The sequence below is a fragment of the Mesorhizobium qingshengii genome (assembly GCF_900103325.1).
Taxonomy (GTDB): Bacteria; Pseudomonadota; Alphaproteobacteria; order Rhizobiales; family Rhizobiaceae; genus Mesorhizobium; species Mesorhizobium qingshengii.
In genome coordinates this window covers 667,647-679,501 of sequence record NZ_FMXM01000002.1, presented here as the reverse complement: position 1 = coordinate 679,501, position 11,855 = coordinate 667,647, and the positions used below count along the sequence as shown (strand labels likewise).

General features: G+C 64.0%; 13 protein-coding genes, 1 tRNA gene and 1 riboswitch. Of the genes, 10 read left to right on the top strand and 4 right to left on the bottom strand.

Annotated elements, in window-relative coordinates:
• The first annotated feature begins 195 nt into the window (after window positions 1-195).
• Window positions 196-1,446 (top strand): site-2 protease family protein, encoded by a 1,251-nt coding sequence (locus BLS48_RS03390; RefSeq protein WP_091575538.1) that lies wholly within the window; start codon window positions 196-198, stop codon window positions 1,444-1,446.
• A 22-nt stretch (window positions 1,447-1,468) separates the two neighbouring features.
• On the opposite strand, the gene lipB is transcribed toward BLS48_RS03390, so the two are convergent.
• Complete coding sequence (lipB, locus tag BLS48_RS03385) at window positions 1,469-2,212, bottom strand: lipoyl(octanoyl) transferase LipB (RefSeq protein WP_091575537.1); 744 nt, start codon at window positions 2,210-2,212, stop codon at window positions 1,469-1,471.
• Window positions 2,213-2,445: 233 nt separating this feature from the next.
• Here lipB and BLS48_RS03380 point away from each other — a divergent pair.
• The 4 genes from BLS48_RS03380 to BLS48_RS03365 all read left to right on the top strand — a co-directional run bounded on the left by BLS48_RS03380 (window position 2,446) and on the right by BLS48_RS03365 (window position 5,266).
• Window positions 2,446-2,530, top strand: a tRNA-Leu gene (locus BLS48_RS03380).
• A gap of 196 nt (window positions 2,531-2,726) precedes the next feature.
• Window positions 2,727-4,145 (top strand): magnesium transporter, encoded by a 1,419-nt coding sequence (gene mgtE / locus BLS48_RS03375; protein WP_091575536.1) that lies wholly within the window; start codon window positions 2,727-2,729, stop codon window positions 4,143-4,145.
• A 153-nt stretch (window positions 4,146-4,298) separates the two neighbouring features.
• Window positions 4,299-4,685, top strand: coding sequence for a MerR family transcriptional regulator (locus BLS48_RS03370; RefSeq protein WP_006203215.1), 387 nt, complete (start codon window positions 4,299-4,301; stop codon window positions 4,683-4,685).
• Between the two features lie 68 nt (window positions 4,686-4,753).
• A complete protein-coding gene (locus BLS48_RS03365; protein ID WP_091575535.1) occupies window positions 4,754-5,266 on the top strand; it encodes an HXXEE domain-containing protein in 513 nt (170 codons plus the stop codon).
• A gap of 12 nt (window positions 5,267-5,278) precedes the next feature.
• Here the strand turns inward: BLS48_RS03365 and BLS48_RS03360 are convergent, their stop codons facing one another.
• Window positions 5,279-5,755 (bottom strand): methyltransferase family protein, encoded by a 477-nt coding sequence (locus BLS48_RS03360; RefSeq protein ID WP_091575534.1) that lies wholly within the window; start codon window positions 5,753-5,755, stop codon window positions 5,279-5,281.
• Window positions 5,752-6,750, bottom strand: coding sequence for a heparan-alpha-glucosaminide N-acetyltransferase (locus tag BLS48_RS03355; protein WP_091575533.1), 999 nt, complete (start codon window positions 6,748-6,750; stop codon window positions 5,752-5,754). Before BLS48_RS03355 ends, BLS48_RS03360 begins: the two co-directional genes overlap by 4 nt.
• Before the next feature lie 234 nt (window positions 6,751-6,984).
• Between BLS48_RS03355 and BLS48_RS03350 the strand changes: the two genes are divergently transcribed.
• Window positions 6,985-8,184, top strand: coding sequence for an MFS transporter (locus BLS48_RS03350; RefSeq protein ID WP_091575668.1), 1,200 nt, complete (start codon window positions 6,985-6,987; stop codon window positions 8,182-8,184).
• A 3-nt stretch (window positions 8,185-8,187) separates the two neighbouring features.
• Here the strand turns inward: BLS48_RS03350 and BLS48_RS03345 are convergent, their stop codons facing one another.
• Complete coding sequence (locus BLS48_RS03345) at window positions 8,188-9,363, bottom strand: aromatic ring-hydroxylating oxygenase subunit alpha (RefSeq protein WP_091575532.1); 1,176 nt, start codon at window positions 9,361-9,363, stop codon at window positions 8,188-8,190.
• Between the two features lie 139 nt (window positions 9,364-9,502).
• Window positions 9,503-9,699: riboswitch (cobalamin riboswitch) on the top strand.
• Window positions 9,700-9,735: 36 nt separating this feature from the next.
• On the opposite strand from BLS48_RS03345, the gene BLS48_RS03340 reads away from it, so the two are divergent.
• The 4 genes from BLS48_RS03340 to cobO are packed head-to-tail and all read left to right on the top strand — an operon-like array spanning window position 9,736 to window position 11,852.
• Window positions 9,736-9,915, top strand: coding sequence for a CbtB domain-containing protein (locus BLS48_RS03340; protein ID WP_091575531.1), 180 nt, complete (start codon window positions 9,736-9,738; stop codon window positions 9,913-9,915).
• 15 nt (window positions 9,916-9,930) lie between these two features.
• Complete coding sequence (locus tag BLS48_RS03335; protein WP_091575530.1) at window positions 9,931-10,728, top strand: CbtA family protein; 798 nt, start codon at window positions 9,931-9,933, stop codon at window positions 10,726-10,728.
• Window positions 10,721-11,236, top strand: coding sequence for a bifunctional adenosylcobinamide kinase/adenosylcobinamide-phosphate guanylyltransferase (gene cobU / locus BLS48_RS03330; protein ID WP_091575529.1), 516 nt, complete (start codon window positions 10,721-10,723; stop codon window positions 11,234-11,236). Before BLS48_RS03335 ends, cobU begins: the two co-directional genes overlap by 8 nt.
• A gap of 1 nt (window position 11,237) precedes the next feature.
• Window positions 11,238-11,852, top strand: coding sequence for a cob(I)yrinic acid a,c-diamide adenosyltransferase (gene cobO / locus BLS48_RS03325; RefSeq protein ID WP_091575528.1), 615 nt, complete (start codon window positions 11,238-11,240; stop codon window positions 11,850-11,852).
• Window positions 11,853-11,855 lie beyond the last annotated feature (3 nt).

The following is an 11,855-nucleotide window of genomic DNA, read 5'->3' as shown; positions in this document are numbered from 1 at the left end:
TGTGTGAAACGGTTTTCTCGGGAAAAGCGCCTAGCGCCTTCCCTTGGGAATTGCGCCAAATCAAAGGGACCGAGCAGTTCTGCGTTTCCGTGAAACGATGAACTGCTCGGCGCGGGCAAAGACCGCTCCGCCGTTAAGCTTTTCTTGCCCGTCGTGACGTTAGGGTGTCCCTGCTGAGGCAAGGAGCAATGTCACGTGCCGCCCATCGTCACGGCCATCCTCGTGGCCAGCAATCTCGGGCTGATCTTTCTTTTGATGACCGTGCCGCTTGGTTTGCGCACGGTCAGGCTGAGCCGCCTGGTGGCGATGGATCGCCACCGCCTCTGGCAAGCGCTGTGGCCGCTGGGCAGCGATGCCGGCTGGTCCGGCGAGATCCTTTCCGCCGAGGCGCTGGACGGGAAGGGCCTGGCCCGCATCGTGCTGTCCTGGGAAGGCCGCGACGGCAAGCCGATCGAGCGCAAGTCGCGGTTCGAGGAGGTTGTCGAGGGTAGCCGTTTCTCGATGCGCGTCATCGAGGACACGGCGCTCGATGCCTCGTTCTGGGCGAACTACCGCGAAAGCGTCGAACTCGTTTCCGAGGGCGGCAGCACGCGGGTGACGCTCAGACAGACCGACCGCTATCGCGGCGTTGCCTTCCTGGTGTTTCGCTATTTCGCCATGCGCCGCGAACTCGGCAAGCTGCAGCGCTGGGCCAGGACCGGACAGTATCGCAAGGGCGGCTGGTTCGAGCATCCGCTGAGCCAGGTCGGCTTCGCGGGTCTTTCGGCGCTGATTCTGTGGCCGTTCTTCGGCCTTCACCTCGGCGGGCTGGCGGTGGCCGCGATCCTGACGTCGGTCGTGGCCTTGCACGAGCTCGGCCACATGGCGGCGTTTCGCCTTATGGGGCACAGCAAGGCGCGGATGATCTTCATCCCAATGCTCGGCGGCATCGCCATTGGAGGCCGGCCCTATGACAGCCGTTTCGAGGTGGCTTTCGTGGCGTTGATGGGCGCCGGCTTTTCCGCCTTCCTGGTACCGGTCGTCATCGCCGCCAGTACCTTTGCCGGCGCGGAAGGACATCGGCTGGCGGCGATGCTGCTGGCAACGCTGGCTGGCTGCGTCGCCTTGTTCAACATCGCCAATCTCGTGCCGGTCTGGAAGTTCGACGGCGGCCAGGTGCTGCGCCAGATCTGTCCGGGGCCGATCGCGCTGGCGCTGGCCTCGTTCTTCCTGCTTTCTGCCTTCCTGGCGCTTGGCCGGCAGGCCGGCTTCTCCTCCGGCTTTCTGCTCGCGGCCGGAGCGATCTTTTCAATCCTCAGCCTGTTGACCGTTGGCAGCGGGGTAAAGCCGCGCCAAGAGCTGAAGCCGATCCGCACTATCGACCGCCTCGCCATGGCGGCAGCGCTGCTGGCGGTGTTCGCCATCCATGGCTATGGCGTCTTGTGGGCGTCGGCGCAGTTGACCTGAACAGAGTCGCAGACCGGAAGCGTCAACCGATCTTGCGGGCCGCTTCCACATGCGACGCCGTGACGGGACCGAAGACGTCCTCGAAGGCGGATTTCAGCGCCAGGTCCAGATCGGCCATTGTCAGGGGCAGGCCGAGGTCGACGAGGCTGGTGACGCCGTGGTCCTGCACGCCACACGGCACGATGCCGCCGAAATGGTCGAGATCTGGTTCGACATTGATGGCGATGCCATGAAAACTCACCCAGCGCCGCAGCCTGATGCCGATGGCGGCGATCTTGTCCTCGGCCGGTGAGCCGTCCGGCAGGGCAGGGCGATCCGGCCGTACCACCCAGACGCCGACGCGGTCCTCGCGGCGCTCGCCATGCACGTTGAAGGCGGCGAGCGTGCCGATGATCCACTGTTCGAGCGCGGCGACAAAGGCGCGGACATCCTCGCGCCGCCGTTTCAGGTCGAGCATGACATAGGCGACCCGCTGGCCCGGCCCATGGTAGGTGTATTCGCCGCCGCGCCCCGCCGCGAACACCGGGAAGCGGTTGGCGTCGATCAGGTCCTCGATGCGGGCGCTGGTGCCGGCGGTGTAGAGCGGCGGGTGCTCGACCAGCCAGACCATTTCGCCGGCGGTGCCGCTTCGGATCGCCTCGGCGCGAGCCTCCATGAAGGCAAGTGCATCGGGATAGGCGGTGAGGCCGGGCTCGATGCGCCATTCGACCGGCGCTGAACCGGGCAACGGCAGGAACGACGTGGCGATCTGGCTGCGTTCTGGCATGGCGTGTCGCTTTTGCTTATGCATATCGTACCCAAAACCGCCTTGCACTCCTGGGCGATATGCATTTGCTCTCCATATGGCGATATCAGGCTGAAACGTCCAGCTCCGGCCACGCTTTCCAATCCTGTGGAGTGTTATGCCAATCGCCGGAGATTATTGCTTGCCGTGCACTTGTTTCGCCGGAAACGATTTGCTACACGCCGCGAGCCGGTCGGTTCCGGCTCCTACCACGTGCGGTCGTGGCGGAATTGGTAGACGCGCAGCGTTGAGGTCGCTGTGGGGCAACCCGTGGAAGTTCGAGTCTTCTCGACCGCACCATTTTCTCTTCCCAGAATCTGATCTGTGTCGGCCTCCGGCCCAACGGCGGGCTGGGCTCATTTCGTTTGATATTCCCGCGCGTTACGCCACCTTCTTCTTGAGCATCGGATTCTCCCAAAACCGGTTTCCACTTTTGGGTCCGATGCTCTAGACCTGAGAGGCACCTTTTCCGGGATCGCGATGGCGGGAGGCGCTAGTGGAAGGCCAGGACGAACGGACGACCGGCGCCAGGGCCGCCGACGAGCACCACGCCGACATCTATGGCGAGGACGGCGTCGTCCTTTCGTCGTTCCTGGCCCAGATCGGCGCGGCGATCGCCGATCGCGACACGCTCACGCTCAAGCATGAAGTCGACGATCTGCACCAGTCGGAGCTTGGCGACCTGCTCGAGGCGCTGCATCCCGAACAGCGCCGCCTGCTGGTTGAGTTGTTGGGCGCCGACTTCGATTTCTCCTCGCTGACCGAGGTCGACGAGGCGATCCGCATGGAGATCGTCGACAACCTGCCCAATGCGCAGATTGCGCAGGCGGTGCAGGAGCTCGATTCCGACGACGCGGTCTACATTCTCGAAGACCTCGAAAAGGAAGACCAGGACGAGATCCTGTCGCAACTGCCGTTCACCGAGCGGATCAGGCTGCGTCGTTCGCTCGACTATCCGGAAGAGACGGCCGGCCGGCGCATGCAGACCGAGTTCGTCGCGGTGCCGCCGTTCTGGACCATCGGCCAGACCATCGACTACATGCGCGAGGACAAGAACTTGCCCGAGCGCTTCAGCCAGATTTTTGTCATCGATCCGACCTTCAAGCTGCTTGGCGCCATCGACCTCGACCAGATCCTGCGCACCAAGCGCGCTGTCAAGGTTGAGGAGGTCATGCATGAGACGCGGCACGCCATTCCGGCCACCATGGACCAGGAAGAGGCGGCGCGGGAATTCGAGCAATATGACCTCTTGTCGGCCGCCGTCGTCGACGAGAACGAGCGGCTGGTTGGCGTGCTGACCATCGACGACGTCGTCGACGTCATCCAGCAGGAAGCGGAAGAAGACCTCTTGCGCATGGGCGGTGTCGGCGACGAAGAGCTTTCCGACAGTATTTTTTCGACCTCGCGTTCGCGCGTTCCCTGGCTGCTGGTCAATCTTCTGACCGCCTTTCTGGCGGCTTCGGTGATCGGCCTGTTCGACCGCACGATCGAGCATATCGTGGCGCTGGCGGTGCTGATGCCGATCGTGGCCGGCATGGGCGGCAATGCCGGCTCGCAGACGATGACGGTGACGGTGCGCGCGCTGGCGACAAAGGATCTCGATATCTACAATGCCGGCCGCATCATCCGCCGCGAGATGGGCGTCGGTTTCATCAACGGCATCGTGTTCGCCATCCTGATCGGCATCGTCGCCGCGACCTGGTTCCACGACAACAATCTGGGCGGCATCATCGCCGCGGCGATGATCATCAACATGTTCGCGGCCGCCTTGGCCGGCATTCTGATTCCGCTGCTGCTCGACCGTTTCAAGGTCGACCCGGCGGTCGCCTCGGCGGTCTTCGTCACCACGGTCACCGATGTCGTCGGCTTCTTCGCCTTCCTTGGCATTGCCACGTGGTGGTTCGGGGTGCCCTGAAGCATGCGTAGCGCCGTCAATTGACTTTTACGTAAATGCCGTGCGAGGCTTGCGCGGGGTGCTGTGTCGATTCCGGCTTGGCATGGGTTTGGTTCGGGACGGGAGGGCGATGCCGCATGGCGATCACCCGGGATTCCGGCATTTGGAGTGACGATGCGGGAATATTATTCGATCACCGAACTGACCCGCGAATTCGACGTGTCGACGCGGACGCTGCGCTTCTATGAGGACGAGGGGCTGGTGCAGCCGGTGCGGCGTGGCCGCACGCGGCTGTTTCGCCCATCCGATCGCCATCTCATCCGCCAGATCATGCGCGGCAAGAGGCTCGGCTTCTCGATCAACGAGATCCGCGAAATCATCCAGATGTACAAGGAGCCTCCGGGCGAGGTCGGTCAACTCAAGCTGATGATCAAGCGGATCGAGGAAAAGCGCGAGGATCTGCGGCAGAAGCGCCGCGACCTCGAGGAGACGCTGGCCGAACTCGACCAGGCCGAAGAGTCCTGCGTCGAGCGGCTGGTGGAGCTCGGCGTCAACACCTGACCGGTGCGGTTGCTCCGATGTCTCGCCGCCAGGAACCGTGAAGGCTTGAACCGGCGATCGATCACGTCATGTTCATCACTCTCGCTTGGCTGTTTGCCGCCGCGGTCACCGTCCACAATCTGGAGGAGGCGGTTTTCCTGCCCGCCTGGTCCGAGCGGGCGGGGCGCTGGCACCGTCCCGTCGGAGCCAACGAATTCCGGTTCGCGGTGTTCGTGCTGGTTGTTCTTGCCGGCGCTGCGGCTTTGCTCGCCACTGTCCAGGGACGGGAGAGTTTCGGCGCCTACGTCCTGTCGGGTTACGCGCTTGCGATGCTGCTCAACGTGGCTTTTCCACATCTCCTCGTCACAATGGTCACGCGTCGCTATATGCCGGGGACCGCGACCGCTCTCGCACTGAACCTGCCGGTCACCGCGGCTCTGCTACATCAGGCATTTCGCGAGGGATATATTTCGGCGACCGGCTTCGCCTTGACTGCGCCCGCCATTGTCCTGGCCATCGTGCTGCTGATCCCGGTGCTGTTCTATGTCGGCCGGAAACTGCTTCCGGACACGGCAGGCGCGCCAGGCAAGGCTTCTGACTGATCCCGTCGCGCCTCAGATCCAGCGCCGCACGCGTTTGGCGTAGTCGCGGTATTTCTTGCCGAACTTCGCCGCCAGGATCTTTTCCTCTCTCTCGATCGCGACCTTCTGCGTAGCGAAGGCGGCTATGAAGGCAAACAGCAGGAACCATGCGATCCCCGAAACAAAGCCGACACCGATCAACAGCAGCGTGTTGGCCAGATACATCGGATTGCGGGTGATGCCGAAGGGACCTGTGGTGACGAGGTGATCGGGCACCGCGTTGGGGTTGAGCGTTGTCTTGGCCCGGGTCATTGTGCGGATCGCGGTGAACCAGAGTGCCGCGACGCCGAACAGCGCCACCCAGCCGGCGGCGAACAGGATGTCGCCGAGCAGGTCGCCGATCCAGGGCAGGGGATAGAAAAGACCGAGGGCGACGCTGATGGCGATGGCGGCGATGTAGATCAGCGGCGGCCACGGTATGAGCCCCGGCTTCGGCTGGTTCTCGGTCATTGTGCCCCTCCCTCAGTCATCTTGTCTTCGGTCTTGGCGGTGCACATTCCGGCGAGATCGGACAGATGCGCCTTCCAGTCCGCAGTCTGGTCGTTGTTGTAGAGGCGATCAAGAGAGGCCTCGCCCTCGAGCGTGTCGAGCATGCACACACAATAGCTCGCACAGAATTCGGTGTCGCGCGACTGCTCGCACGACAGTTGGCAGGTCTTCAGGAAATTCACCTGCGGGGTTTCGACCTTGGCCGGCATCACTTGCGAAAACAGCCAGACACAGCCGATCAGCAGCGGCTGGTGGATCAAATAGAAAGCCAGGCTGTGCCGGCCGATGAAGACCAGCGGATTGGCCCAACGACCCGGCGTGAGGCTCGCCAGGCGCGCCCGTACGCCGGAGGCGGAGGCGAGTTTCGCCGCGGCGATGCCGAGGAGCACCGCGCCGAACCAGGGGAACAGCGGAACGTAGTCATTGGAGCGCGGGCTGGTTGCCGAGAGGCCGACCCACAACAGCCACGGATGGTCGAAAGCCTCGAGGCGCAGATAGACGGGCGCCGCGATGACGAGCGCGGCAACAACAAGCGTCAGCAGCGCCGGCAGCCGAAGGAACAGCAGGCCAAGCAGGCTGGCGAGTGCAATTTCGTGCAGGATGCCGAAGAAGATGAAGCCGTCCGGCGTGGCGATGCGGGTGACGACCGAAATGGCGATCGCCGCTCCGGCGACCATGGCGAAACGCTTCCAGAAGCCGTTCCAGCGGATCCGCCGGCCATGGGCGAGGTACAGGCTGACACCGACCAGGAACAGGAAGGTCGAGGCGATGCAGCGCGCGTAGATCTTCCACAAGCCGAAGGCGGTCAGGCCAGGATCGGTGTAGCCGAAGAATTCCAGATCCCAGGTGAAATGGTAGCTCGCCATGGCGATGAGCGCGATGCCGCGCACGATGTCGATGGCGACGATGCGCTTCGGTTGATCCTGAACGGGTGCGGTCGGCGTATGGATGCTCATGGTCTCGCGATCTGATTCAGCCCCGCAAGACGACTATCACGGTTGCACTGGACAAAAGAAGGTCGACAGCTTCGGTACGGACGGCGCAGTGGACGCCGGATCAGGCGCGGCTTTGGGCCAGTGCCGGAAAGCCTTTGACCGATTTCGCATTTTACCGGGAAGGCGTCGGTTTCCTGTTACCGGGGGATGGATCGCGGCGGCAGATTGATGCCGCGATTCTGCTTTGGGGAAGCAATGTCCACCCATGTGCGCCATCCGGTCTGGCTTCCGGCCCTCAAGGCCGCGGATGCGGGCACCTTCGCTTCACTCTATGCCGTCGAATCCTTCGCCCGCGCCATAGTGTCGAGCGTCATCCCGATCCAGGCCTACGAGATCCTCCACAACGAACAGATCGTCTCGATCCTCTACACCATCGTGGCCTTGCTTGGCCTGTCGGTGACGCTGTTCATGCCGATGCTGATCCGCCGCTTTGCCCGACGCTGGGTCTACACCGCCGGTGCGTGCCTTCTGGCCATCGGCTCGCTGTTTTTCGTCACGCACACGCTTGCCGGGCAACTGGCCGGCATGCTGTGCCGCGTCATGGGCGCCAGCGCGCTGTCGATCACGCTCAACCTCTACATCATGGACCACATCCGCAAGACCGACTTCATGCAGGCCGAATCGCTGCGCATGGCGTGGTCGATGTTCGCCTGGACGGGCGGGCCGACGCTCGGCATCTTCCTCTACACGCGCTTCGGCATCTATGCCGCGCATGGTGCCGTGGCCGTGTTCGCTCTTGCCCTGCTGGCGCTGTTCTGGACCTACCGGCTTGGCGACAACCCCTCGATCCGCCCGGGCAAGACCCGGCCCGCCAACCCACTCGCCAATATCGGCCGCTTCGTCGCGCAACCAAGGTTGAGGCTGGCATGGCTGATCGCCTTCGGCCGTTCCTGCTTCTGGACGACGTTCTTCGTTTATGGGCCGCTGTTCATGGTGATCACCGGCGAGGGCAAGCTGGCCGGCGGCCTCTTGGTTTCGGCCGGTAATGCGCTGCTGTTCATGGCTATCTTCTGGGGCAAGGCGGGAAAGCGCTTCGGTGGCCGCAGGACCATGACATTCGCCTATTTCGCCATGTCGGCGATGCTCATGGCGGCGGGCGCGGTGGGCGAAACCGCGCCGCTGCTTACCGGTGCCTTCCTGCTGTGCGGCGCCTTCTTCACCATTGCGCTCGACGCGCTGGGCTCGACCGCCTTCATGCGCTCGGTGCGCTCCTACGAGCGGGCGCAGATGGCGGCGGTCTACCGCACCTATCTCGATTTTTCCGAGCTGACGCCGCCGCTGGTCTATTCGGTGGTGCTGGCCTTCTTCGGGCTCGGCTCGGTGTTCGTCACGCTCGGTCTGCTGGCCGCGGTTTGCGGCTTTGTGACCTGGCGGTATCTGCCGAAGTCGCTTTGAGGATCAGGGCGTCGGCGAAAGCGCCGCGTGCCGCTCGCGCACCCAGTTGTGGAAGCGGTGCAGATCATATTCCTCGGGCATCAGCACGCCGGCCGCGTGGCGCATCGAGCGCAGGCCCTTCTGGTTGACCTCGCAGATTGCCGCATCCTCCTCCAGCACCTGGGTGCCGAAGGCGATGATGTTGTCGATGTCGGTCGCCGGGAGCGCCTCGGGCGCGAACAGCCATTCGGCGACAAGCTCGGTCTGCTCGGCCCCAAGGGGCACCAGCCGCACGGTGCGGACATAGTCGACATGGCCGACAATGAACATCGACGGCAGGTTGGTGGCGTAGGTCTGGCCGGCGGCGCGTTCGGCTGGTGTGAGGCCGGAGAAGACCGGCCCATGCGCCTGGCCGTCGCGCGACCATGTCTCGGCGCCCGCGCGCAAGCCGCCGGAAAATTCCGGCGCGTCATTGTCGGCGTGGCGGGCCCATTGGGGGTCGTCGTGCCGGCTCATCAGGCCGCGGCCATAGATCGGCACCAGCCGCGATAGGTCCTTGTGGACGCCCGGGCAATGCAGGCATTCGTTGAAGTTTTCCCAAAAGATCTTCCAGTTGCAGTTCATCACCTTGCGTAGCACATGGCCGCTCACCAGCGTCTCCAGCGGCCAGTTGCCGAGATCGCCGGAGGCGGGATCGAAGGATGCCTGCGCCGAGCCAGCGGCGTCCTCCTGCAAATTGACGAAGACGAAGCCGCGCCACACTGACAGCGCGACGTGATAGAGCGGATGGTTGGCCTTGTCGAAGCCATCCGGCAGCGATTTCGACGGCACGCGCACGAGATCGCCGCGCAGCGAGTAGGACCAGGCATGATAGGGGCAGGTGATCAGCCGCGCCTTCAGCCGCCCCTCGCTTTCCTGGCAAAGCTGCGAGCCGCGATGTCGGCAGGTGTTGTGGAAGGCGCGCAGTTCGCCGGTCTCGTCACGCAACAGGACGATTTCCTGCGTGCCGACGCGGAAGGTGCGGAAGCAAAGCGGTTGGGCAAGGTCGGCTTCGCGGCAGACGAGCAGCCAGCTTCTGTACCAGATCGCATCGAGGTCGCGCTGATAGCTGTCCGCATCCCAATAGGCTGACGATGGCAGCGTCGGTTCGGCCCGGGTGAGGCCGTTGTAGGGATCGTGCTGGCTCGGGCTGGGCTGCATGGCTGGCGTCCTGTGACGCGCCAGCCGACACCCGGCCAGGAAAATTGTCAATTGCCGCACCGGTGGACCGCCTGGTGGCACGACGCATTCACGATGGTTGGCGGTGGAATTTGGTTTGCCGGAGGCGACGATTCTGCCTATAGTCGCTGATGTCGTCGGTTCCATTTTGGAGCCAAGAGGGAATGCGGTGCGGGCGAGTTTTCGCCCAATGCCGTGGCTGCCCCCGCAACTGTGTGCGGTAGTCCTCTCCATATGCCACTGAAGATTTCTCTTCGGGAAGGTGGGGAAGGGCGCTGAACCGCGAGCCAGGAGACCTGCCGGCGACAGGAAACTGACTTCGATGCCCTCGGGTGGAGGGCGAAAGGACAAGACATGAATACCGCTTCCGTCTCGCTCGGCGCTTCCGTATCCTCGCAGTCGCGCTTCATGCAGCTCGCTCTTGCTGCGTTTCTCGGCATTTTCGTGATGGGCTTTGTCGGCTTCTCGCATATCGATGCGGTCCACAATGCCGCCCACGACTATCGCCATTCGATGGCGTTTCCCTGCCACTGACAAGGGCCTGACATCATGAACCTGTTTCGCAACGTCGTGTTCATCGCGGCGATCGCAGGGCTCGTGGCCGGCGTCGTTCTCGCCTGCATGCAGGCCTACGCCACCGTGCCTCTGATCCTGAAGGCGGAAGTCTACGAACAGGCCGGCGGCGGCCATCACCATGACCACGCCGCACCGGCCGCAACGGATACCAATGCCATGAGCACGGCCGCCCCGGCGGCGAATGCCATGAGCTCTGCCGCCCCGGCGCAAGCAGCCGCTCCGGCGGCGCAAGACGAAGGCTGGGCGCCGGCCGACGGTTTCGAGCGTTTCGCCTTCAGCGTGCTTGCCAATATCGTCACCGGAATCGGCTTCGCCCTGATCCTGGTCGCGGTTTCCGAATTCGCCGGAGGTATCGGCAATTGGCGTCAGGGCGTGTTCTGGGGACTGGCCGGCTTTGCCGTGTTCACGCTGGCGCCGGGCCTCGGCCTGCCGCCGGAACTGCCGGCCATGCCGGCGGCCGATCTCACCCAGCGCCAGATCTGGTGGTGGGCAACGGTTGCGGCGACCGCGGCCGGTCTTGGCCTGATCGCCTTCCGCAAATCGCTGCCGCTGGCGATCCTGGGTGTGGCCTTGATCGTGGCACCGCATGTCGTTGGCGCGCCACAGCCCGAGAGCTTCGAGACAGCGATCCCCGAGGGCCTGCACCACCAGTTCGTGGTGGCGGTGACGCTGACCAATCTGGTGTTCTGGCTGGTGCTTGGCGTGGTTGTCGGGGTGGTGCGCGGCCGCTTCACCGGCACCGCGACCAGCCTGCGCGACAGCTTTGCCTGATCGCAGCAAGCTGACTTTCATCATCGGTGGTGCGCGCTCCGGCAAGAGCGCGCACGCCGAAACGCTGGCGACGGCCTTGCGCTCGCCATGGGCCTATATCGCCACGGCTCAAGCCTATGATGACGAGATGCGTGAACGCATCGCGCTGCACCGGTCGCGACGCGGCGAAGGCTGGACGACCGTCGACGCGCCGCTCGATCTGACCGGCGCGCTGGGGACCGTGCCGGACAATCAGCCGGTGCTTGTCGACTGCCTGACGCTGTGGTTGACCAATCACATGCTGGCCGAACATGATCTCGACCTGGAATGCCGGCGGCTGGCGGCTGTGCTGTCGCGGCCACGTGGGCCGTGGTTCGTGGTTTCCAATGAAGTCGGGCAAGGCATCGTGCCGGACAATGCACTGGCGCGCCGTTTCCGCGATGCCGCCGGCCGGCTCAACCAGCAGGTCGCCGCAGTCGCCGATACGGTGATGCTGATGGTGGCGGGGCTGCCGCTCAAGGTGAAATGACATGACCGAGATCGACCAAAAGGAAGAAGAACGCCATCGCGCGAAGATGGCCAAGCGCAAGGCCGTGCAGGATGCCGAAGTCGCGGCCAAGACGATCGAGAAGGGCCTGCTCATCGTCAACACCGGCCCAGGCAAGGGCAAGACGACAGCCGCCTTTGGTCTTGCGCTGCGGATGCTCGGCTATGGCAAGCGCGTCGGCGTCGTCCAGTTCATCAAGGGCAAATGGCATACCGGCGAGAAAGACGCCTTTGCCGCCTTCGGCGACCGCGTCGTCTGGCATGCGATGGGCGAGGGGTTCACCTGGGAGACACAGGATCTGAAGCGCGACATTGCCGCCGCCGAAGCTGCGTGGGCCAAGGTGCTCGAGCTGATGGCCGATCCGTCGATCAGCCTGCTGGTGCTCGACGAACTGAATATCGCGCTGCGCTACGACTACCTCGATCTCGACAAGGTGGTTGCGGCGCTGAAGGCCCGGCGCGAGGGCCTGCATATTGTCGTCACCGGCCGCAACGCCAAGCCGGCGCTGGTCGAAGCCGCCGACCTCGTCACCGAGATGGGCGTGACCAAGCACCATTTCTCGGCCGGCGTGAAGGCGCAGCAGGGGATAGAATTTTGAACG

Coding starts and splice junctions, on each gene's coding strand:
- lipB (WP_091575537.1), bottom strand. CDS start 2,212: ATGCCAGAACGCAGCCAGATCGCCACGTCGTTCCTGCCGTTGCCCGGT.
- BLS48_RS03370 (WP_006203215.1), top strand. CDS start 4,299: ATGCGGGAATATTATTCGATCACCGAACTGACCCGCGAATTCGACGTG.
- BLS48_RS03365 (WP_091575535.1), top strand. CDS start 4,754: ATGTTCATCACTCTCGCTTGGCTGTTTGCCGCCGCGGTCACCGTCCAC.
- BLS48_RS03360 (WP_091575534.1), bottom strand. CDS start 5,755: ATGACCGAGAACCAGCCGAAGCCGGGGCTCATACCGTGGCCGCCGCTG.
- BLS48_RS03355 (WP_091575533.1), bottom strand. CDS start 6,750: ATGAGCATCCATACGCCGACCGCACCCGTTCAGGATCAACCGAAGCGC.
- BLS48_RS03350 (WP_091575668.1), top strand. CDS start 6,985: ATGTCCACCCATGTGCGCCATCCGGTCTGGCTTCCGGCCCTCAAGGCC.
- BLS48_RS03345 (WP_091575532.1), bottom strand. CDS start 9,363: ATGCAGCCCAGCCCGAGCCAGCACGATCCCTACAACGGCCTCACCCGG.
- BLS48_RS03340 (WP_091575531.1), top strand. CDS start 9,736: ATGAATACCGCTTCCGTCTCGCTCGGCGCTTCCGTATCCTCGCAGTCG.
- BLS48_RS03335 (WP_091575530.1), top strand. CDS start 9,931: ATGAACCTGTTTCGCAACGTCGTGTTCATCGCGGCGATCGCAGGGCTC.
- cobO (WP_091575528.1), top strand. CDS start 11,238: ATGACCGAGATCGACCAAAAGGAAGAAGAACGCCATCGCGCGAAGATG.